The organism is Halomonas sp. V046 (assembly GCF_052645355.1).
Genome location: NZ_JBQXYF010000001.1, coordinates 494,039 through 519,962, shown reverse-complemented (window position 1 = coordinate 519,962; position 25,924 = coordinate 494,039). Strand labels below are relative to the sequence as shown.

Here is a 25,924-nt window from a genome sequence, read left to right as displayed (position 1 = left end):
GTGCGTGAGGATGTCAGGGCACGAATCGTCATCAGAAGAACGTCAGCCCGACCTGGAACAGGCGCTCGACGTCGCGGATCCGGCGCTTGTCGACGACGAACAGGATGACGTGGTCGCCGCTCTCCACCACCACATCGTCGTGGGCGATCAGCACTTCCTTGCCGCGCACGATGGCACCGATGGTGGTCCCACTGGGCAGGTCGATCTCGCCGATGGCCCGGCCGACGACGCGGGACGACTGGCTGTCGCCGTGGGCGATGGCCTCGATGGCCTCGGCGGCGCCGCGGCGCAGCGAGTGGACGTTGACGATATCGCCGCGGCGGACGTGGGTCAGCAGGCTACCGATGGTGGCTTGCTGGGGCGAGATGGCGATATCGATCTCGCCGCCCTGGACCAGGTCCACGTAGGCCGCGTTATTGATCAGGGTGAGCACCTTCTTGGCGCCCATGCGCTTGGCCAGCATCGACGACATGATATTGACCTCGTCGTCGTTGGTCAGGGCGCAGAAGATATCGCAGTCCTCGATGTTCTCCTCTTCCAGCAGGCGCTTGCTGGTGGCACTGCCGTGGAGCACCACGGTACGGTCGAGGCGCTCGGAGAGCTGGGTGCAACGCTCCAGGTTATGTTCGATCATCTTGACCTGGTGGCTGTGCTCGAGGTGTTCGGCCAGGCGCTCGCCGATGTTGCCGCCGCCGGCGATGACGACGCGGCGGAAGTCTCGGTCGAGGCGGCGCAACTCGCTCATTACCGCGCGAATGTCGCGCCGGGCGGCAATGAAGAAGACTTCGTCGTCGGCTTCGATGACGGTGTCGCCACGCGGGATGATCGGACGGTTGCGGCGGTAGATGGCCGCTACCCGGGTATCGACGCTGGGCATATGGCGGCGCAGGAAACCGAGTTCCTGGCCGACCAGGGGGCCGCCGTAGAAGGCCTTGACCGCGACTAACTGAACCAGGCCGCTGGCAAACTCGAGGACCTGCAGGGCACCGGGGTGCTCGATCAGGCGGCGGATGTGGTCGGTTACCACCTGCTCGGGGCTGATCAGCACGTCGATGGGGACCGCCTCGTGGGCGAACAGACCCTTGCGCGCCAGATAGGCGGTGGCACGTACCCGGGCGATCTTGGTCGGGGTACGAAACAGGGTATGGGCGACCTGACAGGCGATCATGTTGACTTCGTCTGAATTGGTCACCGCGATCAACATGTCGGCGTCTTCACAGCCGGCCTGGCGCAGCACCATCGGGTAGGAAGCGGCACCCGACACGGTGCGAATGTCGAGGCGGGTATGCAGTTCCCGGAGACGCTCACCGTCGGTGTCCACCACCGTGATGTCGTTCTCCTCGCGGGCCAGGTGTTCTGCCAGCGTTCCGCCGACCTGGCCGGCACCGAGAATGATGATCTTCATCGTTGTCGTGTCCGAAGAGGTGTCAAAGGCGCATGATGCGCCGCAACATTCGAGCCAGCATACCCTAGCCCTTCACATGACGACAGGGCGGGAGACCTCCCGCCCTGTGCTCATTCTGTCGTGACGGTGGTTCAGTTCAGGGTGAAGCCGACCTTGATCGTCACTTGCCAGTGGGCGACGCGGCCGTCTTCGATATGGCCCCGGGTCTCGGTGACCTCGAACCAGCGCATGCCCTGGACACTCTCGGAGGCCTTGGACACCGCTCGCTGGACGGCATCTTCGATGCTGGTGTCGGACGATCCGGTCAGCTCGATCTGCTTGTAGACGTGTTGGTTCATGGTGTCTCCGTGATGGAAAGTGACGCCGTCTCAGGGCGGCGGCTTGCACGTCGTGGAGGCGTTCCTCGACGCCTTCCAGGGTGCCTGCGGCCAAAGAGGAGCTTACCCCTTCGCTTTGCTCAGTCTGGCATAGAAGAAACCATCGTGGCTGTCCTCCACCGGGAGGAGCTGGCGCCCGACCCCGGCTTCGCGTCCCCAGCCGATGCCGCTGGGCATCTGCGCCGCGGCGTCCGGGGTCCGCGCCAGGAAGGCGTCGATCTGCTCGCTGTTTTCCTGGGGTAGCACCGAACAGGTGGCATAGAGCAGCGTGCCACCGGGCTTGAGCAGTGACCACAGGTTGTCGAGCAGCCGCGCTTGCAACTCGGCGAGCCGAGGGATATCGCTCGCCCGGCGCAGGCGCTTGATATCCGGATGGCGGCGGATCACCCCGCTGCCGGAACAGGGGGCGTCGAGCAGGATGGCATCGAAGGGCGTGCCGTCCCACCAGTCGCGCTCGGTGGCATCGCCCTGGGCCAGGGTGGCCGAGAGGCCGAGTCGTGTCAGGGTGTCTTCGACCCGAGCGAGGCGGGCGGCGTCGGAGTCGATGGCGTGCATGTCGATGTCGAACAGCTCGAGCAGGTGGGCGGTTTTGCCCCCGGGGGCGCAGCAGGCATCGAGCACCCGGGCTCCGGGGCGGGGTGCAATCACCGGGCCGAGCAGCACCGCGGCCAACTGGGCGGACTCGTCCTGAACGCTGACGTGGCCCTGGCTAAAGCCCGGCAGGCTGTCGACGTCCTGGGCATGGTCAAGGGTCAGGGCGTCGGGGGCGTGGCTGCACAGGCGTGCCGAGATGCCGGCGCCGTCGAGCAGGTCAAGATAGCTCTCACGATCGTTGTGGCGGCGATTGACGCGCAGGGTCATCGGCCCCGGTTGATTGTTGGCCTCGGCGATCGTCCGCCAATCGTCGGGCCAGGCCTTGCGCAGGGCCTTGAGCCACCAGCCGGGGTGGAGCAGGGCCACCGCCGGATCCTTGTCGACCTCGGCCTCGAGGGACTCTGACTCACGCTGCAGGCGGCGCAGGCAGCCGTTGAGCACGCGTGTTGCCCAGGCCTTGCCCAGCAGTCGGGCGGCGCCGGCGGTTTCGCCCACCGCGGCATGCGCGGGGATGCGCAGATACAGGAGCTGAAAGGCACCCACCAGCAGCAACGCCTGAACGTCGGCGTCGCGGGCCTTGAACGGCTTTTCCAGCAGCTTCGTGGTCAGCGCTTCGAGCCGCGGTAGGGTGCGGCAGACGCCATAGCACATGGCCTTGAACAGGGCGCGATCTCGGGCCACCACCTGATGGTCGTCGAGGGCGGCCAGTGATCCCTTGCCGGTGATGACCGGCACCAGTGCTCGGGCCGCTGCGGCGCGGACACAGTCGCCCATGTCGCGCCGCGCATTGGCCTGGGGCCTGGACTGGCCGGGACGGTTCTTGCGCTGTCGCGACGAGGTGTGGTCCGTCATGAGCGGGTCTCCGGAGCTTGTCCGAGTCGGGTGCCGACGACGAAGCGGTCGGCGCGGGAGCGCAGCAGGTCGGTGACCGCCAGTGCCTTGCCGCCGGGTAGCTGGGCCTGGGTAATAGCCAGGCGCTCGCGGCCGTCTGGGCCGCAGGCTATCAGCAGTGAGTCGTCGGCGGCAATCAGGCTGCCAGGGGCCGCGGGTTCGCCTTGGGCCATGGGGGTGGCCAGCAGGACGCGCAGGCGCTCATCGCCCAGCGTACACCAGGTGACGGGCCAGGGGTTGAAGGCGTGGACCCGGGCCGACAGGGCCGCGGCCGGCTGGCGAAAGTCGAGCTCGGCCTCGGCCTTGGAGAGCTTGGCGGCATAGGTGACGCCTTCGGCCGGCTGTGGTATCGCCGTCAGCCCGCCGTTGGTCAGGGCATCCAGCGCCTCGACGATGGCCGCCGCGCCCATCTCGGACAGGCGGTCGTGCAGCTCGCCGCCGGTGGTGGTGCGTGTTATCGGCGTCGACTCGGTCAGCAGCATGTCGCCGGTATCGAGCCCCTCGTCCATCTGCATGATGGTGACACCGCTTTCGCCGTCGCCGGCTTCGATGGCCCGTTGGATCGGCGCCGCGCCGCGCCAGCGCGGCAGGAGCGACGCGTGGATATTGAGGCAGCCTCGGCGAGGGGCGGTCAACACGGGTAGGGGCAGGATGAGCCCATAGGCCACCACCACCATGATATCGGCATCGAGGGCCGCCAGTGCCTGCTGCTCGGCCTCATCCTTGAGCGACTGGGGCTGATAGACCGGCAGGTCGTGCTCGAGGGCCAGCGCCTTCACCGGACTCGGCGTCAGCTTGCGCCCACGGCCGGCGGGGCGATCGGGCTGGGTATAGACGGCTATCACCTGGTGATGGCTAGCCAGCAGCGCCGACAGGCTGTCGGCGGCGAAGTCAGGCGTGCCGGCGAAGATCACGCGCAGCGCTTGGGTCATGGTCAGGGCCTTGCCGATGAATGCGCACATATCATAACGGAGCTTGGCCCAAACGACGAAGGCCGGCTACGTCGATTGCGTAGCCGGTCACGTGGCGATGGGTGAGGGGGGCAGTGTCGCCCGTTGCAGGCGGGGCGAGACTGACGTCAGGCGTCCTGCATCTGACGGTGGCGCTTGTTCATCTTCTTCAGCACCCGATCGCGCTTCAACGGCGACAGGTAGTCGACGAACAGGACGCCTTCCAGGTGATCGAGCTCATGCTGAATGCAGTGGGCCAGCAGACCGTCGGCTTCGATCTCATAGGGCGTTCCGTCGCGGTCCAGCGCCTTCAGGTTGACTCGCAGCGCCCGGGGCACATCGGCGAAGTACTCGGGAATCGACAGGCAGCCTTCCTGCATGGGCTCACGCTCTTCGCCGATCGGGGTGACTTCAGGGTTGATCAGGACCAGCGGCGTGGACTGATCCTCGCTGACGTCAATCACGATCACGCGTCGATGCACGTCGACCTGGGTCGCGGCCAGACCGATGCCGGGCGCGGTGTACATGGTCTCGAGCATGTCGGCGACCAGCTGGCGGACCTCGTCATCGACGCTCTCCACCGCTACCGCCTTGGTGCGCAGGCGCTCGTCGGGAAATTCGAGAATGGGGAGTGTTGCCATGGCGTGGATACCACCGTTGCTATGGTTGGGAGGCAATGCTGCACTATTTGGGGACTATTGTATGACGTCCATGCCGTGAGGCCTACCCGGGCGGAGCCATCTCCTCGATAGGGTCAGCCTATCGTCAGGCGCGATAGCACGATGGCGCGGCGGCGGCGAGGGTGCTCTAGGCGGGCAGCCGTCGGCCGTGCGAAGCCTTGGCGTGACGGGGCGACGGCATGAGCGTCGATGCCCCGGCTGCCGGCAACGAGGCCAGCGATACCCGAGTCCCCGCCCGCTAGGCCAAGACGCCTCGCCGGGCTGGATGCCCGGCGAGGCGCAGCAACGTCGCGGTGCTCCGCGAGTGCCTGCCTATACTGTCGGCATGTTCGGCCGGAGGTGTCACGGATGACGCTCTTCACTTTACCTGGCGAGGCTGGCGAGGGAAGCGGTGAGTTCGCCCCCCGCGGCGGCAATGCCCAGGAACTGACCTGTCGTTGGCTGGCGCTGGCGTCCTTGCCAGGGGTCGGGCCGGTGCGCCTGGCCGCGCTGCACCGGGCGCGCCCGGTCTGGCCTGACGGGTGGCTGGCGCGGCTGCCCGCCGGGGCCGCCGCGGTGCTGCGGCTGTGGCTAGATCACCCCGTGCGCAGTCCGCTGACGGCGACCATTCAGCGCGCGCTGGACTGGCAACGAGAAGCGCCGGATTGCCACCTGCTGCACCCCGATCATCCACGCTGGCCGGCGCTGCTGGATCAGATTGCCGATCCACCGCCACTGCTGCGCGGACGCGGCGAGCTGGCGGCGCTGACGCCGCCCCGCGTGGCCTTGGTCGGATCCCGGCGTCCGACCCGAGAAGGACTCGCCAATGCGCGGCGCTTCGGGGCGGACATGGCCCGCAGTGGCTGGTGTGTCGTCAGTGGCATGGCGCTGGGCGTCGATGGGGCGGCCCAGACCGGCGCGCTCGACGCGGGAGGCGTCAGCATCGCGGTATTGGCAGGGGGAGTGGATCTTGCCTACCCGCAACGCCACCGGGGGCTCTATCGGCGCCTGCTCGAGGAGGGCGGCTTGTTGCTCGGCGAACGAGCGCCGGGCGATCGTGCCCGGCCGGGAGATTTTCCGCGCCGAAACCGTATCGTCACGGGCATGTCCTGCGGGGTGCTGGTGGTCGAGGCGGCGGAGCTGAGTGGGTCGCTGATCAGCGCGCGGCTGGCCGCCGAGCAGGGCCGCGAAGTCATGGCGGTGCCCGGGTCGATTCACTCGCCCCAGGCTCAGGGGTGTCTGCGCCTGATCCGCGAGGGGGCGGCGCTGGTCCGCAACGTCGATGACGTGTTGGCGGAACTGTCGACCTGGGGGCCACGCCAAGGGGCAGGGTGCAGGCCCGAGGCCTCGGACCAGGCCGACGTCGAGCGTTTCCAGGACGACCTGACCCAGGGCGACTCGCTGTTGTTGCGCTGGTTAAGCGATGCGCCGGCGCCCGTCGATGCATTGGTGGGCCTGGCCGGTTGCGACGTGGCGAGTTGTCAGCGCGAGCTGACGCTGCTCGAGATCAGCGGGCGTGCGGCCCTGGTGGCGGGGGGCTGGGTTCGCCTGCCCCCGGCCGAGGCGCAGACGCGGTCACGCGACGTCGACTGACGCCATGACGCGCGCCTTGCTTGCGCTCGCGCTCAGCGGTGCGCGGGCACAAGGGGCCAGCAGTACATACAGGCAAGACACCCAGGCAAGATATCCGGGCAAGACACCCGGGCAGGACATCCGGGCAAGACATCCGGGCAGGACATCCGGGCAGGACATCCGGGCAAGACATCAGGGCAAGGCATCAGGGCAAGAGCGCGCCAGCGCCGTGGCGAGAGGGTTTTCGCCCCGGGCGTCGCCCCGCCCGGCGTGCTAGCATACGGGCCACTTTCAGCGTTTGCTCCGACCTTGCCATGACCGAACATACCGAGCCGTTCGCGGCCATCTCAACGGCCGTTGCCGCCCTCGCCCGTGGTGGCGTCATAGCCTATCCCACCGAGGCCGTCTGGGGGCTGGGCTGCGATCCCGATAACGAGGCCGCACTGACCCGCCTGTTGCGCCTGAAGCAGCGAGATCCGGCCAAGGGGGTGATCCTCGTGGCCGCGGATATCGCCCAGTTCGGCCCCTGGCTCGAGGGCCTGGCGGCGCAATGGCACGCACCGCTGGTGGCCAGCTGGCCCGGCCCACATACCTGGCTGGTGCCGGACAATGGTCGCTCGTCGTCCCTGGTGCGCGGTTGCCACGCCAAGGTCGCGCTGCGGGTCAGCGACCACCCCGGCGTTCAGGCCCTGTGTCGTGCCTTCGGCGGTCCGCTGGTGTCGACGTCGGCCAATCGTGCCGGGGAAGCCCCCGCCATGAGCGAAGACGAGATCCGTCGGGTGTTTGCTGCCGAGCTCGATGCCATCGTGCCCGGAGAGCTGGGCGGTAACCCACGTCCCAGCGTGATCCGAGACCTGATCTCGGGACATGTGCTACGCGGCTGAGGCGTCACCCGATGCCGGTATCGCGCTCATGCACCGAGTTCATGCTGCGAGCCCTGGCCGGACCTGCCGTTCGGCCGATACTCTATTGCCCATGCAACTGACTAGCCAGGAGGCCGCGTGTCCCAGCCCACGCTCGATGAGGTAAAAGCCTATCTGCTCGCGCTTCAAGACCGCCTGTGCGAGGCCCTGGCGCACGCCGATGGTCGAGCCAGCTTTCGCGAGGATTCCTGGACCCGGGAAGACGGCGGAGGCGGACGCTCCAGAGTGATCGAGAACGGCGCCCTGTTCGAGAAGGGCGGTGTCAACTTCTCGCATGTTCACGGTACCCGGCTGCCGCCGTCGGCCAGCGCCGCCCGGCCCGAGCTAGCCGGTCGCGGCTTCCATGCCGTCGGGGTCTCCTGGGTGCTGCATCCGGAGAATCCACACGTGCCGACCAGTCATGGCAATGTGCGGTTCTTTATTGCCGAGGCCGAGGGCGAGGAGCCGGTGTGGTGGTTTGGGGGGGGCTACGATCTGACGCCTTTCTATCCGCGCCTCGACGATGCCATTCACTGGCACGAGGTGGCCCGGGCAGCCTGCGCCCCCTTCGGCGAGGCGGTCTATCCGCGCTACAAGGCCTGGTGCGATGACTACTTCTTTCTCAAGCACCGAGGCGAGACCCGGGGCATCGGGGGACTATTTTTCGATGACCTGAACGAAGGGGGCTTCGACGCCTGCTTCGCCTTTCAGCGCGCGATCGGTGACAGCTTCTGTGATGCCTACCTGCCCATCGTCGAGCGTCGACGGGATGAGCCCTGGGGCGAGCGCGAGCGCAACTTCCAGCTCTATCGGCGTGGTCGCTACGTCGAGTTCAACCTGGTCTGGGACCGCGGCACCCTGTTCGGGCTGCAGAGCGGCGGACGCACCGAGTCGATTCTGATGTCGATGCCGCCGCTGGCACGCTGGGAATATGACTACGCCCCCGAGCCTGGCAGCGCCGAGGCCACGCTTGGCGATTTTCTGCGTCCACGGGAGTGGCTCGACGAGACGTCATCGTCGCCAGGCCAGGCCGCCTCTTCTAGCCATCATTCAAAGGAAACGCCATGACCGATCGCTACTGCGTCTTCGGCCACCCTGTCGGGCACTCGAAGTCTCCTGCCATCCACTCGGCCTTCGCCCGTCAGACCGGGGAAGACATCGAGTATCGGGCGATCGAGGCGCCACGAGACGATTTCATCGGCGCCTGGCGCGATTTCGTTGCCTCGGGCGGACGCGGTGCCAACGTCACCGTGCCGTTCAAGGAAGATGCCTTTCGCCTGTGTGACCGTCTGAGCCCAGGCGCCGAGCGCGCCGGCGCGGTGAATACCCTGATCCTGGGCCGCGACGGCAGGGTCTTCGGTGACACCACCGACGGTGTCGGTCTGGTCGCGGATATGAAGCGCCATGGCGTTGCCCTCGCTGGCGCACGGGTTCTGGTGCTGGGCGCCGGTGGTGCGGTGCGCGGTGTGCTCGCGCCGTTGCTGGCCGAGGGCCCCTCCCGGCTTAGCGTGGTCAACCGTACCGCGGCCAAGGCTGTGGCCCTGGCGCGGGATTTCGCCGACCTGGGGGCGATCGACGGCGGCGGTTTCGATGCCCTCGCGGGGCCTTATGACGTCGTGATCAATGGCACCAGCGCGAGCCTGGCCGGTGACCTGCCGCCACTGCCGGAGGCGCTGTTCGCGCCACAGGCCTGCGCCTACGACATGATGTATGGCGCCGAACCTACGGTGTTCCTGGCCTGGGCGGCGCCGCGCGGAGCCCGGGTCATCGATGGTTTGGGCATGCTGGTGGAACAGGCCGCGGCGTCCTTCGCCCAGTGGCGTGGCGTGACGCCGGCGACCGACCGCGTACTCGCCGACCTGCGTTCACAGCTGCAGGGCTAGTGGCTGCCACGAGCCCCGATGACAGCGTTCACGCAGGCCGAACGCAGGCTCGGCTGAGTGTGAGACGCCATGCAAGGCGGCGCTCTGAAGGTGAAAGCGGCGCCCTGAAGGTGAAAGCGGCGCCCTGAAGGTGAAAGCGGCGTTCTGAAGGCAAAAGCGGCGCCCTGAAGGCGCCGTTGCGTGGGGGAAAGGTGGATGAGCGCGTGGCGGCGCGGGGGGCGCCTGGCGCTCAGCGCCGGCGCCGGTACAGGCCCAGCATGCACAGGCCAAGGCCGACGATGGACACCAGCAGGCCGCCATTGACCACCCAGGGGTGCCGAATGATCCAGGGCACGAAGGGCTGGGGCGTGTCGCGACATGCCCCGACCAGGTAGTCCCAGTGGCCCTGATCGACGAGCTGACATTGGCGAATGTCGCCGAGTTCGACGAAATAGAGCCCCAGCAACACCAGAATCGGCACCACCAGCAGCAGCAAACCAACGCGTGTCGCTGTCATCAGGGAGCCTTGCAGTTGGGCGAACGACCGGCAGACTGGGCCTGCTGGTACAGCGAGTTGGCGTTGGCCATGTCGGCCTCGAGTCCGGCGATGCGGCTACCGTGGCTCGGGTGGGTGGACATCCACTCGGGGGGCTGGCCGCCGCCGGCGTTGCTCATGTTTTGCCACAGGGCGATGCTGGCCTGGGGGTCGAAGCCGGCCTCGGCCATCAGGTTCAGACCGATGGTGTCGGCTTCGCTCTCGTGGCTGCGCGAGAACGGCAGCAGGATGCCGTACTGGGCGCCCATGCCCATGGCGGCCATCATCTGGTCGCTGCCGGCGATGCCTTGACTGCCGAGTGCGGCGCCGACGACAGACATGCCTAGCTGAGTCGCACTTTCGGTGGAGGCACGCTCGTTGGCGTGGTGGGCCAGGACGTGGCCGATCTCGTGGCCGATAACGGTGGCCAGCTGGTCCTGGTTGGTGGCGACGTCCAGAAGCCCAGTGTTCACGCCGACGTAGCCTCCGGGCAAGGCGAAGGCGTTGGCGTCTTCTGATTCGAAGACCTTGACCTGCCAGTTCTGTTGGCGCTGCTCCGGCGGCAGGACGTTGACCACGGCCGTGGTCACGCACTGCACGTAGTTGAGTTGGCTACCGCCGACGGTAGGCAGCTCCTGCTGATACTGGGCGAAGGCCTGGGCGCCCATCTGGCTGAGGTCGCTTTCCGACATCAGGGTCAGCTGGGAGCGGCCGGTCGGCGAGGTGCTGCAGCCAGCCACGGCCAGCATGAGGGCGCAGGCGCCCACTTTCTTCATCCACGGCATGAAGGACTCCTCGGTGTGTCAGCGGCCAGGCCACTGGACGGATAGGGTAACTCGCCACAAGATACCCGGACTGCCTTCAGGGTCAACCGTAAAGATTCTGTCACCTACCCGGGCCTGACTCGGGAACCACAAGGAGAAACGTGCATGGACACCGCACTGGCCGAGCGCCTGATGACGCTGCTGGACAGGGTCGAGCCCTGGCTGCCGCAGGCGCCTGCGAGCGTCGACTGGGAGCGCGATGTGGCGGCGCTGTGGCAACGTCACGCCCTTGGTGGACATCTGGTACCGGTGCCGCCACGCGATGCCTTGAGCCTGGCCGATCTGGTCGGGGTCGAGCGCCAGAAAGAGGCGCTGCTGGCCAACACCCGTGCCTTCCTGCGCGGATTGCCGGCGAACCACGTGCTGCTGTGGGGCTCGCGTGGCAGCGGCAAGTCATCGATGGTGCGAGCGCTGCTCAATACCCTGGCCGCTGAAGGGCTGCGGCTGATTCAGGTGGACCGTCATGACCTCGTCGGCCTGCCGGTGCTGGTGGAACAGTTGCGCCACGAGAAGGCGCGCTTCGTTGTCTACTGCGATGACCTGTCGTTCGAGGGCTCCGACGACGCCTACAAAGCGCTCAAGAGCGTGCTCGATGGCACCCTGACCGGCCCACCGGAAAACGTGCTGCTCTACGCTACCTCCAATCGCCGTCATCTGCTCCCTGAGCATATGAGCGACAACCTCGACACACGCCTGACCGGCGATGGTGAGGAGCTGCACCATGGCGACGCGGTGGAAGAGAAGATCTCGCTGTCGGACCGCTTCGGCTTGTGGCTCGCCTTCCATCCGTTCAACCAGCAGACCTACCTCGCGACCTGCCGCCACTGGGTCGAGCGCCTTGGCGATGCCGCGGACTGGACCGAGCAAGCCCCCATCGCCGCTGCTCGCTTCGCGACCTTAAGAGGCGGTCGCAGTGGCCGCTGCGCTTGGCAGTTCGCCAGCGACTGGGTCGGCACTCGACGCCTGGCCGAGGGTCCGCCGCCCGACGCTTGAGACTCGATTCCGACACGCAAGCCCCCTGCGCGGTGACGCTTGCCGGCGACTGCCGCCGGGTGCCCACTGGCTAGCGGCCGGGGCAGCGCGAAGGGGTTCCTCCGTCGGTGTGGTGCAACGCAAACGCCCAGCCATTGGCTGGGCGTTTGCGTTGCTGGATGGCGGACTCACCGCACAGCGGTGGGGTCAGCGCCGGTTACGGCGCGCGTCCTTGGTCCGCCCGAGTTCGCGCTTCTTGGCCTTCTCGCGATCCGAGGCGTCGGCATCGCCATCAAACGGGTTCGCGCCCGAGCGAAACTCGAAGCGCATCGGCGTCCCGCGGACCTTGAGCACCTTGCGGAAGGTATTGGTCAGGTAGCGCTTGTAGGCTTCCGGGAGAGAGCCGGTCTGGTTGCCATGGACCACGATGATCGGCGGGTTGGAACCGCCCTGGTGGGCCATGCGCAGCTTGATCCGGCGACCGTGGACCAGCGGCGGCTGGTGCTGCTCCACCGCGTCCTGCAGCAGCGTCGTCAGACGGTTGGTGGACCAGTGACTGTTGGCCGAGGCGAAGGCGCGCTCGATGGACGGGTACAGATCGCCCACCGCGGTGCCGTGCAGCGCCGAGATGAAGTGCAGATCGGCGTAGTCGGCGAAGCCCAGACGGCGCTTGATGTCGGCGCGCATCTTGTCCTTGGCTTCGTTCTCGAGGCCATCCCACTTGTTGACCGCGAGCACCAGGGCACGGCCCGAGGTCAGCACGTAGTCGAGCAGGTGCAGGTCTTGTTCGACCAGGCCGCTGCGACCATCGAGCACCATGACCGCGACGTGACACTCCTTGATCGCCTCCAGGGTCTTGATGATCGAGAACTTCTCGTACATCTCGCTGACGTTCTTGCGCCGCCTGACGCCGGCGGTGTCGACCAGCACGTAGGGCTTGCCGCGGCGCTCGAAGGGGATCTCGATGGCATCACGGGTGGTGCCGGCTTCATCGAAGACCACCACGCGTTCCTCGCCGAGCAGGCGGTTGACCAGCGTCGACTTGCCGACATTGGGGCGCCCGATGACGCCGATGCGGATGCCCTTGGTGCCGGTGTCGGCGGGGATACTCGCGTCGCGCTCGGGGAAGGGCGCGAGCACTTCGTCGACCAGGGTGGTGACATTGCGGCCGTGGGCTGCGGCGATCGGGCGTGGGTCCCCGAGACCGAGTTGCCAGAAGTCGGCCATGGCCGAGTGCTCTTCCAGTCCGTCGGTCTTGTTCACCACCAGCCAGGTCTTCTTCTGGTTGACCCGCAGGTGGTTGGCGATGGCTTCGTCGGCGACGTTGAGACCGGCGCGAGCGTCGACCATGAACAGCACGATGTCGGCTTCGTCGATGGCCTGCAGCGACTGCTCGGCCATCGCCGCGTCGATGCCTTCCTCGTCACCACTGATGCCACCGGTGTCGATGACGGTGTAGGTCTTGCCGCCGATCATTCCGTTGCCGTACTTGCGGTCCCGGGTCAGGCCCGGGAAGTCGGCCACCAGCGCATCGCGCGAGCGGGTCAGGCGGTTAAACAGGGTCGACTTGCCCACATTGGGGCGGCCGACCAGGGCGATCACGGGGGTCATGGGGTGAGGTCCAAAGCCTCCAGGCTTCCGTCGTTGGCCAGGGCGTAGACGCGCTTGCCATCGGTGAGGGGGCGAACGCTGATACCGGAGCCGTCGATGTGGGTGCGTCCCACCAGGCGGCCGCTAGTGGCGTCGATGAAGTGCACGTAGCCTTCGGCGTCGCCGACCACGATGCGACCGTCGGCGAAGGCCGGGGCGGTCAGGGAACGACCATAGAGGTCGTCAAGACGCCATAGCTCGTTGCCGGTGTTGGCATCGAAGGCGATCAGGGTGCTGGATTCGTCGACCACGTAAAGGGTGTCGCCGACCAGCACCGGTGTCAGGTAGCTCGACACCTCGTTGGCCCACAGGGTCTCGCCGCTTTGGGCGTCGAGCGCCACCAGGCGGCCATTGTAGCTGGTCACGAACAGGCGGCCGTCGGGGGTCAGCACCGGCTGACCGGCCAGGTCGACCAGGCGGTCGATGTCATTCATGCCGGTGGCCACGGCGATGGTACGCTCGGACACCTGCTGGCCGGAACGATTGTCGATGATCGACAGGCGACCGTTGGCGAAGCCGGCGAAGGTGACCTGATCCACCACGACCGGGGTGCCGGTGCTGCGCAGCGACAGCGCCGGCATATTGGCGCTGAATACCCACTGGCGGTCGCCGGACAGACGGTCGAGGGCAGTAACGGTGCCGTCCACGGCCTGCACGATCAGCAGCTGCGTCGTTGGCTGGGGCGCGGCGAGCACTTCGCTCGGCACTCGGGTTTGCCATTTGACGCGGCCGTTGCTCTGGTCCAGCGCGACCACTTGGCCGTTGCGCGTGGCCAGGTAAACGTCGTCATCCACCGCGGTCAGGCCGCTGGACACCGGGTTGTCGAGCTCGACTTCCCAGCGTGTGTCGCCATTGGCGGTATTGAACGCTTCGACCAGGCCTTCCTGGTCGGCGGCGAACAGCGTCGAGCCGAGCAGGGCCGGTTCGATGGGATACGTGGCTTCACCGAGGCCATCGCCGACGCCTTCGCTCCAGCGTGAGTCGACCTTGGTCGACGCGCTGATGTCGTTGAGTTCCTTGGGCGGATACTGCGGCTGGACGTCGCCGGCACAGCCGGCCAGCAAGCTGGTCAGGGCGACGCTGGCGGCAAGCCCGGTTAGGGTCTTCTTCATAGGGTGGCCTCCTGGGCGCCTAGATCATCGAGCTTGAGTTCCACGCCGTAGAGCGGCTGCTGGAGCTCCTCTGCCAGGGAGCGGGCTTGCTGCCAGGCATCACGGGCGGCGTCGGACTGGCCGGAGGCGATCAGGACGTCACCGCGCACGTTGGCACGCTGGGCGGCCAGGGCCTCCGGAAGGTCGCCGTCGAGGGTCGCCAAGGCGGTATCGTGGTTGCCCTCGGCGCTCTGCAGCCGGGCCAGGCGCAGCCGGGCCAGGCCCACCAGGTAGCCATCGTCGCTGCCTTCGATCACCGTCTCGAGCGCTTCCCTGGCGGCGCCAAGCTCGCCGGCCTTGACCTGCAGGCCGGCATCCAGCAATTGCGCCAGGTCGGCGTAGAGGCTGCCGTCGTGGTTCTCGGCCAGGTCATCGACCAGGGTCGTCGCACGGGCGCGCGCGCCATCATCCAGTTGCTCTCGGCTGCTCAGGTCGAGCAGTTCCTGGTAGCTCGCGGAGGCCGCTGCCGACTGGTTTGCCTGATAGTCCTGCCAGGCGTTCCAACCGAACACCCCGGCGCCGGCCAGTACCGCGCCGACGATCAGCGAGGTGCCGTTTTCCTTCCACCAGCGCTTGATCGCCTCCAACTGTTCTTCTTCGGTTCTCAGCTCCGCCACGGGCGGTCTCCTTGTGGAAATATCGGTGCGTATGTGGTCAGGCCGTCGCGGCGGACAGCAGCGAACTCAGTGTCGCGGCCAGGTCCTGCTGATCGACGACGAGTTGTTCGCGTTCGTCGCGCAGGAACTTGACGGTGACCTGGGCGTTCTGCTGTTCGCTCTCGCCCAGCAGCAGGGCGATGCGGGCGCCGCTGCGGTCGGCCTTCTTGATGCGGCTCTTGAAACTGCCGCCGCCGCAGTGCAGCTGGACGCCGAGGTCGGCTGCCTCGTCACGCAGGCGCTCGGCCAGGGCCATGGCGATGCCATCGGTGGTCGCGTCCATGCCCAGCACGTAGACGTCGAGCGGCCGGCGGGCGGCGGCGGGAACGATGTTCAGGGTCTCGAGCAGCAGGATCAGGCGCTCGATGCCCATGGCGAAGCCGACCGCCGGGGTCGGCTTGCCGCCGAGCTGCTCGACCAGGCCATCGTAGCGCCCGCCGGCGCAGACCGTGCCCTGGCTACCGAGGGCGTCGGTGGTCCACTCGAAGACGGTACGGCAGTAATAGTCGAGCCCACGCACCAGGCGAGGGTTGATCACGTAGTCGATACCGGCGGCGGTGAGGCGCGCGGTGAGGGCATCGAAGTGCTCGCGGGACTCGGCGTCAAGGTGATCCATCAGCTGCGGGGCGTCGGCCAGCATGTCGGCCATGGCCGGGTTCTTCGAATCCAGGATGCGCAGCGGATTGCTGCCCAGACGGCGCAGCGAGTCGTCATCCAGCACCTCGCGGTGGCGCTCGAAGTACGCCACCAGGGTGTCGCGGTATGCCGCACGCGCCGCGTTGGAGCCGAGCGAATTGAGCTCGAGGGTGACGTGTTCGAACAGCCCAAGCTGCTTCCACAGGCGCGCCGAGAGCAGGATGACCTCGGCATCGATATCCGGCCCGTCGAGGCCGTAGGCCTCGACACCGACCTGATGGAACTGGCGATAGCGACCCTTCTGCGGGCGTTCGTGGCGGAACATCGGGCCCTTGTACCACAGCCGCTGGGTCTGGTTGTACAGCAGGCCGTGTTCCATGGCCGCACGCACCGTGCTGGCGGTGCCTTCCGGGCGCAGGCTCAGGCTGTCGCCGTTGCGGTCATCGAAGGAGTACATCTCCTTCTCGACGATATCGGTGACTTCGCCGATGGAGCGCGAAAACAGCGCGGTCTGCTCGACGATGGGCGTGCGAATCTCGTCGTAGCCGTAGCGCTTCATCAGCGCCTGCACCTGGGACTCGACGTACTGCCACACCGGCGACTGCTCCGGCAACAGGTCGTTCATGCCACGAATGGCTTGGATCTTCTTGCTCAAACTGTGCTCCTGAATTCTTGCCGGACCGGTATCGCCGGATGTCTGTCCGCCGGGGCCGTTGGCTGAGGCCGCGCCGCCTGGCGTTACACTTGGCGAACGATCATGTCCTGTTCGGCCTTTTCCTTTTCGCGCACCTTGTCGCGGATCAACGCCTCAAGGTCATCGACCAGATGGTCGTTGCGCAGCTTGCTGGCCGGCTTGCCATCGATATAGACGAGGTTGGCGGGGGTGCCGCCGGTCAGGCCAAGGTCGGCCTCCTTGGCCTCGCCAGGGCCGTTGACCACACAGCCGATCACGGCGACGTCCAGCGGCGTCATGACGTCCTCGAGGCGTTCCTCCAGGGCATTCATGGTGCTGATGACGTCGAAGTTCTGACGCGAGCAGCTCGGGCAGGCGATGAAGTTGATGCCCTTGGCCCGCAGCCTGAGACTCTTGAGCATGTCGAAGCCGACCTTGATCTCCTCGACCGGATCGGCGGCCAGGGACACCCGGATGGTGTCGCCGATGCCGTCCATCAGCAGCAGGCCGAGCCCGATGGACGACTTCACGGTACCGGAGCGCAGGCCGCCGGCTTCGGTGATGCCCAGGTGCAGCGGCTGTTCGATGCGGGTCGCCAGGTCACGATAGGCGGCCACGGCCATGAACACGTCGGAGGCCTTGACGCTGACCTTGAACTCGGGGAAGTCGAGGCGTTCCAGATGGTCGATATGGCGCATCGCCGACTCGACCAGGGCGGCCGGAGTGGGCTCGCCATATTTCTTCTGCAGGTCTTTCTCAAGCGACCCGGCATTCACGCCGATGCGAATCGGGATGCCGTTGTCACGCGCGGCCGAGACCACGGCCCTGACCCGGTCCTCTCGGCCGATATTGCCCGGATTGATGCGCAGGCAATCGACCCCGAGTTCGGCAACGCGCAGGGCGATGCGGTAGTCGAAATGAATGTCCGCCACCAGCGGCACCTGGGTGCCACGCTTGATCTTGCCGAAGGCCTCGGCGGCGTCCATGGTCGGCACCGAGACGCGCACGATGTCGGCGCCGGCGTTCTCGAGGGCGCGGATCTGGCCCAGGGTCGCTTCCACGTCCAGGGTGTCGGTGTTGGTCATGCTCTGCACCGAGATGGGGGCGCCGCCCCCTACCGGCACGGAGCCGACGTGGATCTGGCGGGACTTGCGACGTTGGATCGGTGAGTGCGAATGCATGGCGTGGGGTTCACTCTCCCAGGGTAAAACGGGCGACGTTGTTGGCACCGGCACGCGAGCGAAGATCGACGCTCTCGCCGCGCCAGGTGAGCTCGACGCCGGTGGCGTTGCCGACGGTCATCTGGAAGGGCGGTTCGCCCTCCACGGTGGCCTCGGTGCCGGCCTGCTGCAGGCCGACGAAGACGCGGGTATTGGTGCTGTCGAAGATCTGGGTCCAGGACTGCTCATTGAAGGTCAGCTTGAGTACTCGGGCGTCGCTGTTGGCGGCGGCGGTGGCCTCGGCTTGCGCCGCCGCGTCGTCGTCGGCACTCGCTTCGGCTTCGGTCTCGGTGGCGTCGGGTGTCGGCTGCTCTGCCGCCTCGGCTTCGGCCTGACGCGCTGCGGCATCCGCCGCGGCCACCGTGACCGGGCGATCATCGCCTTCGCTGGCAGCGTCTTCGCCGCCGCTCATGGCACTGGCTCCCTGGCTGCCTTCGCCGTCGACCAGGCCCATGTCGCTGCCTGTTTCCGGGACCGGCGGCAGGTTGTCGGCATCGCCGGCGTTCTCGGCCACGGCGCTGGAGCCGTCGATATTATCGACCGATACCGGGCCATTGTCGCTGACCTCGGGGGGTTGGCTGCCCCCGCGGCTTTGCCACCACATCAGGGTCAAGCCGATCAGGCCGGCGATGACCACCAGGGTCATCAGGCGGAACAGCCAGGCGCCGATGCGCGAGGGCGGCTTGTTGATGTAGACCGGTGTGACCTTGCGCTCGACTTCCTCGTGTCCCATCTGGGCTTCGTAGAGTTCGATGACCTGCTTCGGGTCCATGCCGAGCAGCTGGGCGTAGCTGCGCAGGTAGCCGCGCCGGTAGGTCACCACCGGTACCTGTTCGTAGCTATCGTTCTCAAGGCCTTCGATGACGGCGGCGCGCAGGTTCAGTGCCGCTCCGACTTCTTCCCGAGACAGACCCTGGCTCTCTCGCTCGCGCTTGAGCGCGTCACCGGGAGAGGCCTGGGGCGAGAGGGCATCGAAATCGCTGTTTTGGGTGTCGCTCATGGCTGAGCATCCTTCATTAATAATCGGTGATCAAAGCGCGCTGGGTGGCGTCTGCTGCGCCGATGGTACCTCACGCCCGAGCCCTGGTGACCTAGGCGCGGTGGCGGCCGCTGCAATGGCGTCGGCCAGTCGTTCGGTCGTGGCCGATGGCCCCGCCAGACGGAGGTAGGTGTCCAATTGTGACCGGGCGCGCATGAGGTTGCCCTGTGCGTATTCCAGTTCGGCCAAGGTGAGGTAGCTCAGCGGATGACGTGAATCGATGGCCTGAGCGCGCTTGAGGGCATCGCTGGCGGCGTCTTCCTGGCCGAGTTCCCACCGGCACCGGCCCAGATTGGCGTAAAGCTGGGCGCGGTGGGCGTAGTGCGTATCCTGGGTTGCCTGTTCCAACTGCTGGCAGGCCTCCGCTATTCGCCCCTGATCATACAGGAAGGCGGCGTAATTGTTGCGTGCTCGGGTGAAGCCCGGGGCTTCTTCGAGCGCCATCTGAAAATGACGATCGGCGAGCTCCCTGTCTCCCTGGCCCTGATAGACCATGGCCATGGCCTGAAGTGCCTCGGGGGCATCGGGATCGAGGCTCAGGGCACGATCGAGTGCGGTCATGGCGCGGGGCAGGTTGCCCTGCTCCAGGTAGGCCTCGCCGAGTTGGGTAAAGGCCGTGGCAGGCGCCGTCTGCGGATCGCTTGCGGGAGAGGCCTGCGTCGCGCAGCCGGTGCCCCCCAGGGCCAGGCAGGCGGCGACCATCCATCCCAGTGGCCGAGGTATCGGCCGGTGCAATCGGCGCGTCATGACATCCTCTGTTCGAACAGCACGCGGTGCGCATCGGCGGCCCGTGGGCCAGCGTCGACGGCAAAAAAAGCCCGACCATCAAAGCGCCACGACCCAGTGAAGTCAAGCCGGGCCGGTGATCAGTCGGCGTCGAGCTGGATCGATTGGATATACCGCTCGTGGCGGCGGGTCCTGTCCTTGACGCGACCCACCAGCTGACCGCAGGCCGCGTCGATATCGTCGCCTCGGGTCGAGCGGATCGGGGCGGTGTGGCCCAGTTCGTCGAGCCAGCGTTGAAAGCGCATCACCTGGTTGCGTGAGGGCGTCTCATAGCCGGAATGTGGAAAGGGGTTGAACGGAATCAGGTTGATCTTGCACGGCAGGTCCTTGAGCACTTCGGCGAGCTCGATGGCGTGCTGCTGCTGATCGTTGACGTCCTTGATCACCGTGTACTCGATGGTGACCATGCGCGCGCTGTCGCTCTTGTCCAGGTAGCGGCGGCAGGCGTCGAGCAGGGTCTGGATGTTGTACTTGCGGTTGAGCGGCACCAGTTCGCTGCGCAGGGTGTCGTTGGCCGCGTGCAGCGAGATCGCCAGGCTCACGTCGAGCTCATCGCCGAGGCGGTCGAGCATCGGCACGACGCCGGAGGTCGACAGGGTCACGCGACGCTTGGACAGGCCATAACCATTGTCGTCGAGCATCAGCTTCATCGCCGGCACGACGTTGTCGTAGTTCATCAGCGGCTCGCCCATGCCCATCATCACCACGTTGGTAACGGGGCGCTGGGAGGAGTCGCGGCGGGCACCGGCACTGCGCGAGGCGACCCACACCTGGCCGATGATCTCGGCGCTGGTCAGGTTGCGCTGAAAGCCCTGCTTCCCGGTGGAACAGAAGCTGCAGTCCAGCGAGCAGCCGACCTGGGAGGAGACGCACAGGGTGCGGCGCTTGCCGTTGTCGGCGGGGATCAGCACCATCTCGACGTAGCTGCCGTTCTCGACCTCGATCACCCACTTGCGGGTTCCGTCGCTCGACGTGCCTTCGTAGACCACGCTGGGCCCGCGCACTTCGGCGGTTTCGCCAAGCCGTTGTCGTAACGCCTTCGACAGGTTGGTCATGGCCGCGAAATCGTCGCAGCCCTCGTGATGAATCCACTTCATCACCTGGGCGGCACGGAACTTCTTCTCGCCGATGGACAGAAAGAAGGCTTCCATCTCCTGGCGCGTCATGCCGAGCAGGTTGGTGCGTTGGGGGGCAGTGGTGGCGGTCATGGGCGATTCAGCGAGTCGGTGGAGGCGGGACGGGCAGGCTGGGGGCGACGTCGTGTCGCCCCCTGTCCCGGGGTGAGGATACCGCGCGTAGGCGCCTGGCGGCGCGGCGGTGTCGGGTCACGCCCGGGGCGGTCGGCGCGGCTCAGCGTGCGCAGAGCTCATCGGCGCCGAAGAAATACGCGACTTCGCGCTCGGCGGAAGCGGCGGAGTCAGAGCCGTGCACGGCGTTGGCGTCGATGGAAGAAGCAAAATCGGCGCGGATGGTACCGGCATCGGCTTCCTTCGGGTTGGTGGCACCCATCAGCTCACGGTTCTTGAGGATGGCGTTGTCGCCTTCGAGCACCTGGACCACGACCGGACCGGAGGTCATGAAGCCGACCAGGTCACCGAAGAAGGGGCGTTCCTTGTGCTCGGCGTAGAAGCCTTCGGCCTGTTCCTGGCTGAGCTGGACCATCTTGGCGGCGACGACCTTGAGCTCGGCTTTCTCGAAGCGAGTGATGATTTCACCGATAACGTTCTTGGCGACGGCGTCGGGCTTGATGATGGACAGGGTGCGCTCGGTAGCCATGGGCGTGTCTCCGTTGAGAGTAGGATGGGTGGTGCAAGGATATGGCGACGCGCCGCGCCGGATGACCGGAGCGGCGCGACGCAGGATACGGTGCGATCGGCGTACACGCCGATTGGGGGCCAGAGTATAGCGCCCTCGGGGGACGTTGAACAATCGTCGTATGTTCGGCGACCACGACGGCGGGCCGTCGTGGTCGCAGCGTTCGGCCGTGTGCCGGCCTAGACGCTGAAGCTCTCGCCGCAGCCGCACTCGTCCTTGACGTTGGGATTGTTGAAGCGAAAGAAGCGGTTGAGGCCTTCGTTGACGTAGTCGACCTCGCTGCCATCGAGCATCTCGAGGGCGTCGGGGGCGACGAAGACCTGGGCGCCGTGCTCTGCAAAGGCGGTGTCTTCGCTTTCCGCCTCGTCGGCGAAATCGAGAACATAGCTATAGCCGGAGCAGCCGCTCGGCTTCACCGAGACGCGCAGGCCCAGGCCGTGGCCGCGCTCGTCGAGGACGCGACGGATCTGGTCGGCGGCAGAAGCGGTAATCGTCAGGTGTGCCATGGGTATCTCCTGGAAGTCGGCCCGCTATCGGGCGGGCGCAACGATGGCGAAAAAATCTCAGGGCGCGGCGCGCTCACGCAGCCCCATAAGAGCGTGGCGCAGGGCCGAAACGGCGCGTTCGATGTCCTCGTCGCTGGTGAAGCGACCCAGGCTCAGGCGCAGCGAGGCCAGTGCCAGGCGCCGCGGCACGCCGATGCCCTTGAGGACATAAGATGGCTCGACGCTGGCCGAATTGCAGGCCGATCCGGTGGACAGCGCGATGTCGCGCAGCGCCATCAGTAGCGACTCGCCGTCGACGCCGTCAAACCCCAGGTTGAGGATGTTGGGCACGGCCGTGGCAGTATCGGTATTGTGGTGCACGCCGGGGATGTCGGCGAGGCCGGCCAGCAGCCGGTCGCGCAGGACGCCAATGCGCGTCTGGTCGGCGGCACCTTCTTGCGCGGCCAGGGCGAAGGCCTCGCCCATGCCGGCGATCTGGTGGGTGGCCAGGGTGCCGGAGCGCATGCCGCGCTCGTGACCGCCGCCGTGAATCAGCGCTTGAAGGCGCAATTCCGGACTGCGCTTGACGAACAGCGCGCCGATGCCCTTGGGGCCGTACACCTTGTGCCCCGACAGTGACATCAGGTCGATATCCTGGTCGCGCACGTCCAGTGGAATGCGCCCCACCGCCTGGGCGGCGTCGACGTGCATCACGGCGCCATGGGCGTGGGCCACCTCGGCCAGGGCGCTAATGTCGTTGATGCTGCCAAGCTCGTTGTTGACCGCCATCAGGGACACCAGCTGGGTGTCGGGCCGCATGGCCGCCGCGAGGCGCTCGGGGCTGGTGCGGCCGCCGGCGTCTGGCGCAAGCCAGGTGACGTCGAAGCCTTCGCTTTCCAGCGCCTTGGCCGTGTCGATGACCGCCTTGTGTTCGATGGTCGATGTCACCAGGTGGCGGCCACGCTCACGGTTGGCGCGCAGGTAGCCAATGAGAGCCAGGTTGTCCGCCTCGGTAGCGCCGCTGGTCCAGACGATCTCACGGGGGTCGGCATTGATCAGGTCGGCGACCTGGCGGCGCGCGTTCTCCACTGCCTGCTCGGCTAGCCAGCCGGGCATGTGGCTGCGGGACGCCGGGTTGGCGAAGGTGCCATCGAGGGTCAGGTGGCGGCTCATCACCTCGGCGACCCTGGGGTCGACGGGGGTGGTGGCGGCGTAGTCGAGATAGACGGGTGAACTCATGGGCTCGCTTTTGTCGGTCGGGCGCTGGGCCGGGGAGGACAGCCTAGCTTATGGCGCCGAGGCCAGGATGGCGTCGTTGTGCTGGCGGCGGCGTTGACGTCCGGCGATGTCGGCCACCTCCTGGCGTCTGCCAAGGTCGCCCAGGGTCACGCTACCGAGGAAGTCCTGAATGTGCTCCGACAGGTCCAGCCAGAGATGGTGTGTCAGGCAGGTATCGCCCTGCTGGCAGTCGGACAAGCCGCCGCAGCGGGTGGTGTCCACCGATTCGTTGACCGCCTCGATGATTCGGGCCACCGAGATATCGTCGGCCGACTTCGCGAGCAGGTAACCGCCGCCGGGGCCGCGCACGCTTTCTACCAGCCCGGCACGTCGCAGGCGCGAAAACAGCTGCTCCAGATAGGATAGCGAAATCTGTTGACGACGCGCGATATCGGCCAGGCAGATCGGGCCCTCATCGGCATTCACGGCCATGTCGAGCATGGCGGTGACGGCGTAGCGTCCCTTGGTGGTCAGGTGCATGTAGCGACACCTCTACGCCGACCCGGGTCGGCAAATGTGGGGTGAATAGAGACCGCGGAGGCCCGCTGGCCCGGAGCGTCAGACGCCTATTATGGGAAAGACCGAGTGTGGCGGTCAACCATTCTCCCGGTGGTGCTGCTCTGGGGACAGGTCGGTCGTCGATGTCTCAGTTGATGACGTAGCCGATGTCTCAGTTGATGGCTTCGCCGATGTCTCAGTTGGTCGCTTGCTCGATGGCTTAGCCGATGGCTCAGTTGATCGCTTGGTCGATGGCTCAGTTGATCGCGTGCTCGATGGCTTAGCCGATGTCTCAGTTGATGGCTTGGTCGATGGCTTGGTCGATGGCTTAGCCGATGTCTCAGTTGGTCGCTTGCTCGATGGCTTAGCCGATGGCTTGGTCGATGGCTTAGCCGATGACTTGTTCGATGGCTCAGTCGGTGACTTGGTTGCTGACTCCGTCGGTGACGAGGCCTGGCTGCGCGTCTTGGGCCGAGCCCCGGCCGTGCTTCGGCGGGCCTGGGTCGGGCCGCTGCCGCCTGCCTGGTCGCTGCGGGTCTGGTTTGCGGCCTCGGGAGCCGTGCTTGCGCGGGTGTCGGGAGCCGTGTTGGCGCGGGTTTCGGACGTCGGCGCTGCGCTGGCCTGGGGTGGCTCGGCGGCGCCGGCCCTGGTGTCGTGCGGGGTTGGCGCGTTGTCGAGCACCGGGCCGCAGTCGCGCTCGAGATCTTCCAGCACGCCTTCGAAGTCTTCGTCGCGGATGTCCGAGAAGCGTCCGTCTCGGTAGTTGGCGTCGAGCTTGCGCAGCGTCTTGCACATGCCGGCCATGCGCTCGTCTACCGCATGCATGTGGTCGAGCATCGCCTGGATCGACTTGGCGACCGGGTCGGGCATGTCCTGGCTGATGCCGTAGGCGTCGAAGCCGAACTTCTGACACATTGCTTCGCGACGCTCGGGGTCGACGTCCAGGGCCGGGTCGCTGTCCGGGTCCGGACGCTGAACGATCTTGCCGGGGATGCCGACCACGGTGGCGCCGGCCGGGATCTGCTTGGTCACCACCGCGTTGGAGCCGACCTTGGCCCCGGCACCGACGGTGAAGGGGCCGAGGATCTTGGCGCCGGCGCCGACGATGACACCGTCTTCCAGGGTCGGGTGCCGCTTGCCTTGGTTCCAGCTGGTGCCGCCCAGGGTCACGCCCTGGTAGAGGGTGACATCGTTGCCGACCACGGTGGTTTCGCCGATCACCACGCCCATGCCGTGGTCGATAAAGAAGCGGCGACCGATGGTGGCGCCGGGATGGATCTCGATGCCGGTCAGCCAGCGGGCGACCGTGGACAGGGTGCGAGCCAGCCACTTGAGATTGTGGTTCCACAGCGCGTGGGAGACTCGGTGGGCCAGCAAGGCGTGAAGGCCTGGATAGTTGGTCAGGACCTCGAGAAAGTTACGCGCCGCCGGATCACGGGCGAATACGCTGTCGATGTCTTCGCGTAGACGTTGAAACATGCGGCGGTCCTTGAGTCGGCTAAGGAGTTCATAGTGGGGGCTCGGGCGGCCGGCTTCAAGCGCTGGGCCGACGACATCGCCAGCGCCTCGTTGGCGCGGCGGCCGACAGCAATGGCTAGTCGGTGTTGCGGGAGGCCTCGGCCGGGTCGCGCTGACCGAGTGCGGGTTGCCCAGCGGCCTTTTCGGTGGCGCTGAGAATGCCGCGCAGGATATTGATTTCCATGCGCTCCGGGCGTGAACGCAGCGTCACCCGGCGTAGCCTCGCCATCAGTTGCCGCGGCATCGCCGGGTCGTGGAAGCCGATGGTGATCAGGGTACGTTCGAGGTGCGCGAAGTAGTGCTCGAGCTCCTCATGGGTCGCCAGTGGCTGGGACTCTTCGCCGTGCGGCGAGGTGATGTTAGGGGCTGAGTCGGCCGTATCGGTGTCCGCCACCTGGTCCTTGTGGCTGGCCTCGGATTGAGCCAGCCAGCTCAGGCGGCATTCGTAGGCCAGCACCTGGACCGCGGCGGCCAGGTTCAGCGAGCTGAACTCCGGGTTGGTCGGGATGTGGACGTGGGCATGGCAGCGCTGCAGTTCGGCGTTGGACAGGCCGCTGTCCTCGCGACCGAAGACCAGTGCGATGCGAGCCTCGTCGTGTATCAGCTCCTCTGGCAGGCGTTCGCCGAGCTCTCGCGGGGTGATCATCGGCCATGGCAGGGTGCGCGAGCGAGCGCTGGCCCCCACCACGAGCGTGCAGTCCGATACCGCCTCTTCGAGAGTCCCGACGACCCTGGCGGCATGCACCAAAGCGTCGGCGCCCGAAGCGCGGGAGACGCTGTCTGCGGTCACGCTTTCGCAGCGCGGCGCGACCAGCGCCAGGTCCGAAAGCCCCATGTTGTGCATGGCGCGGGCGGCACCACCGATGTTGCCGGGGTGGCTGGTGCCGATAAGGACGATTCGAATTCGCTCGAGCATGACGGAGACCTGATAATGCGGGAAGAAGGTGCGCGCAACGGAGAGGACAAAACAGCGAGC

The 25,924-nt window shown here is 66.7% G+C and carries 25 protein-coding genes and 1 pseudogene; 5 read left to right on the top strand and 21 right to left on the bottom strand.

The window, feature by feature from the left end; genetic code table 11:
* Positions 1 to 31: 31 nt before the first annotated feature.
* From trkA to def, 5 genes are all read right to left on the bottom strand, one after another.
* Positions 32 to 1,405, bottom strand: a complete 1,374-nt coding sequence (trkA, locus tag ACUN9Y_RS02260; RefSeq protein ID WP_445459038.1) for a Trk system potassium transporter TrkA — start codon at positions 1,403 to 1,405, stop codon at positions 32 to 34.
* Positions 1,406 to 1,536: 131 nt separating this feature from the next.
* The gene (locus ACUN9Y_RS02255) at positions 1,537 to 1,743 is read right to left on the bottom strand and encodes a dodecin (RefSeq protein WP_445459037.1); all 207 of its coding nucleotides are present in this window, start codon (positions 1,741 to 1,743) and stop codon (positions 1,537 to 1,539) included.
* Positions 1,744 to 1,845: 102 nt separating this feature from the next.
* Positions 1,846 to 3,150 carry a 16S rRNA (cytosine(967)-C(5))-methyltransferase RsmB gene (gene rsmB, locus ACUN9Y_RS02250; protein ID WP_445459089.1) on the bottom strand — a complete coding sequence of 435 codons (1,305 nt, stop codon included), beginning with the start codon at positions 3,148 to 3,150 and terminating at the stop codon, positions 1,846 to 1,848.
* Between the two features lie 74 nt (positions 3,151 to 3,224).
* The gene (fmt, locus tag ACUN9Y_RS02245; protein ID WP_445459088.1) at positions 3,225 to 4,199 is read right to left on the bottom strand and encodes a methionyl-tRNA formyltransferase; all 975 of its coding nucleotides are present in this window, start codon (positions 4,197 to 4,199) and stop codon (positions 3,225 to 3,227) included.
* 146 nt (positions 4,200 to 4,345) lie between these two features.
* Positions 4,346 to 4,858, bottom strand: a complete 513-nt coding sequence (gene def, locus ACUN9Y_RS02240; protein ID WP_445459036.1) for a peptide deformylase — start codon at positions 4,856 to 4,858, stop codon at positions 4,346 to 4,348.
* A 387-nt stretch (positions 4,859 to 5,245) separates the two neighbouring features.
* Between def and dprA the strand changes: the two genes are divergently transcribed.
* The 4 genes from dprA to aroE all read left to right on the top strand — a co-directional run bounded on the left by dprA (position 5,246) and on the right by aroE (position 9,233).
* Positions 5,246 to 6,469, top strand: coding sequence for a DNA-processing protein DprA (gene dprA, locus ACUN9Y_RS02235; RefSeq protein ID WP_445459035.1), 1,224 nt, complete (start codon positions 5,246 to 5,248; stop codon positions 6,467 to 6,469).
* Positions 6,470 to 6,762: 293 nt separating this feature from the next.
* On the top strand, positions 6,763 to 7,332 hold the full coding sequence (locus tag ACUN9Y_RS02230; RefSeq protein ID WP_445459034.1) for an L-threonylcarbamoyladenylate synthase: 570 nt from the start codon (positions 6,763 to 6,765) through the stop codon (positions 7,330 to 7,332).
* Between the two features lie 117 nt (positions 7,333 to 7,449).
* Entirely contained in the window at positions 7,450 to 8,418 is a 969-nt protein-coding gene (hemF, locus tag ACUN9Y_RS02225) for an oxygen-dependent coproporphyrinogen oxidase (RefSeq protein ID WP_445459033.1), read from the top strand.
* Complete coding sequence (gene aroE, locus ACUN9Y_RS02220) at positions 8,415 to 9,233, top strand: shikimate dehydrogenase (RefSeq protein WP_445459032.1); 819 nt, start codon at positions 8,415 to 8,417, stop codon at positions 9,231 to 9,233. The genes hemF and aroE overlap by 4 nt, the downstream gene beginning before the upstream one ends.
* Positions 9,234 to 9,462: 229 nt before the next feature.
* Here the strand turns inward: aroE and ACUN9Y_RS02215 are convergent, their stop codons facing one another.
* Together ACUN9Y_RS02215 and ACUN9Y_RS02210 are read right to left on the bottom strand one after the other, a co-directional pair.
* Complete coding sequence (locus tag ACUN9Y_RS02215; protein WP_445459031.1) at positions 9,463 to 9,729, bottom strand: hypothetical protein; 267 nt, start codon at positions 9,727 to 9,729, stop codon at positions 9,463 to 9,465.
* Positions 9,729 to 10,532 carry a M48 family metallopeptidase gene (locus ACUN9Y_RS02210; protein ID WP_445459030.1) on the bottom strand — a complete coding sequence of 268 codons (804 nt, stop codon included), beginning with the start codon at positions 10,530 to 10,532 and terminating at the stop codon, positions 9,729 to 9,731. Before ACUN9Y_RS02210 ends, ACUN9Y_RS02215 begins: the two co-directional genes overlap by 1 nt.
* 144 nt (positions 10,533 to 10,676) lie before the next feature.
* Here ACUN9Y_RS02210 and ACUN9Y_RS02205 point away from each other — a divergent pair, with 144 nt between their 5' ends.
* A complete protein-coding gene (locus ACUN9Y_RS02205) occupies positions 10,677 to 11,564 on the top strand; it encodes an ATP-binding protein (RefSeq protein ID WP_445459029.1) in 888 nt (295 codons plus the stop codon).
* Positions 11,565 to 11,750: 186 nt separating this feature from the next.
* Here ACUN9Y_RS02205 and der read toward each other — a convergent pair whose 3' ends face one another.
* The 14 genes and pseudogenes from der to ACUN9Y_RS02135 form a co-directional block, all read right to left on the bottom strand.
* The gene (der, locus tag ACUN9Y_RS02200; protein WP_445459028.1) at positions 11,751 to 13,154 is read right to left on the bottom strand and encodes a ribosome biogenesis GTPase Der; all 1,404 of its coding nucleotides are present in this window, start codon (positions 13,152 to 13,154) and stop codon (positions 11,751 to 11,753) included.
* Positions 13,151 to 14,305, bottom strand: a complete 1,155-nt coding sequence (bamB, locus tag ACUN9Y_RS02195; protein ID WP_445459027.1) for an outer membrane protein assembly factor BamB — start codon at positions 14,303 to 14,305, stop codon at positions 13,151 to 13,153. Before bamB ends, der begins: the two co-directional genes overlap by 4 nt.
* Positions 14,302 to 14,961, bottom strand: coding sequence for a YfgM family protein (locus ACUN9Y_RS02190; protein WP_445459026.1), 660 nt, complete (start codon positions 14,959 to 14,961; stop codon positions 14,302 to 14,304). The genes bamB and ACUN9Y_RS02190 overlap by 4 nt, the downstream gene beginning before the upstream one ends.
* A gap of 37 nt (positions 14,962 to 14,998) precedes the next feature.
* Positions 14,999 to 16,291: a histidine--tRNA ligase gene (gene hisS, locus ACUN9Y_RS02185; RefSeq protein ID WP_445459025.1), complete on the bottom strand. Its 1,293-nt coding sequence runs from the start codon at positions 16,289 to 16,291 to the stop codon at positions 14,999 to 15,001.
* 83 nt (positions 16,292 to 16,374) lie between these two features.
* Positions 16,375 to 17,490 (bottom strand): flavodoxin-dependent (E)-4-hydroxy-3-methylbut-2-enyl-diphosphate synthase, encoded by a 1,116-nt coding sequence (gene ispG / locus ACUN9Y_RS02180; RefSeq protein ID WP_445459024.1) that lies wholly within the window; start codon positions 17,488 to 17,490, stop codon positions 16,375 to 16,377.
* A gap of 10 nt (positions 17,491 to 17,500) precedes the next feature.
* Positions 17,501 to 18,529 (bottom strand): helix-turn-helix domain-containing protein, encoded by a 1,029-nt coding sequence (locus ACUN9Y_RS02175; RefSeq protein WP_445459023.1) that lies wholly within the window; start codon positions 18,527 to 18,529, stop codon positions 17,501 to 17,503.
* 30 nt (positions 18,530 to 18,559) lie between these two features.
* Positions 18,560 to 19,315, bottom strand: coding sequence for a type IV pilus biogenesis/stability protein PilW (gene pilW, locus ACUN9Y_RS02170; RefSeq protein WP_445459022.1), 756 nt, complete (start codon positions 19,313 to 19,315; stop codon positions 18,560 to 18,562).
* A 119-nt stretch (positions 19,316 to 19,434) separates the two neighbouring features.
* Positions 19,435 to 20,562, bottom strand: coding sequence for a 23S rRNA (adenine(2503)-C(2))-methyltransferase RlmN (rlmN, locus tag ACUN9Y_RS02165; protein ID WP_445459021.1), 1,128 nt, complete (start codon positions 20,560 to 20,562; stop codon positions 19,435 to 19,437).
* Positions 20,563 to 20,704: 142 nt separating this feature from the next.
* On the bottom strand, positions 20,705 to 21,130 hold the full coding sequence (ndk, locus tag ACUN9Y_RS02160) for a nucleoside-diphosphate kinase (RefSeq protein WP_445459020.1): 426 nt from the start codon (positions 21,128 to 21,130) through the stop codon (positions 20,705 to 20,707).
* Between the two features lie 218 nt (positions 21,131 to 21,348).
* A complete protein-coding gene (locus tag ACUN9Y_RS02155; RefSeq protein WP_445459019.1) occupies positions 21,349 to 21,675 on the bottom strand; it encodes a HesB/IscA family protein in 327 nt (108 codons plus the stop codon).
* A gap of 57 nt (positions 21,676 to 21,732) precedes the next feature.
* Positions 21,733 to 22,893 carry an aminotransferase class V-fold PLP-dependent enzyme gene (locus ACUN9Y_RS02150; RefSeq protein WP_445459018.1) on the bottom strand — a complete coding sequence of 387 codons (1,161 nt, stop codon included), beginning with the start codon at positions 22,891 to 22,893 and terminating at the stop codon, positions 21,733 to 21,735.
* 48 nt (positions 22,894 to 22,941) lie between these two features.
* The gene (gene iscR, locus ACUN9Y_RS02145) at positions 22,942 to 23,412 is read right to left on the bottom strand and encodes a Fe-S cluster assembly transcriptional regulator IscR (protein WP_445459017.1); all 471 of its coding nucleotides are present in this window, start codon (positions 23,410 to 23,412) and stop codon (positions 22,942 to 22,944) included.
* 678 nt (positions 23,413 to 24,090) lie between these two features.
* Positions 24,091 to 24,909: pseudogene (gene cysE, locus ACUN9Y_RS02140) on the bottom strand (serine O-acetyltransferase); the annotation flags it as partial.
* A 115-nt stretch (positions 24,910 to 25,024) separates the two neighbouring features.
* Positions 25,025 to 25,864, bottom strand: a complete 840-nt coding sequence (locus ACUN9Y_RS02135) for an RNA methyltransferase (protein ID WP_445459016.1) — start codon at positions 25,862 to 25,864, stop codon at positions 25,025 to 25,027.
* Positions 25,865 to 25,924: the final 60 nt, after the last annotated feature.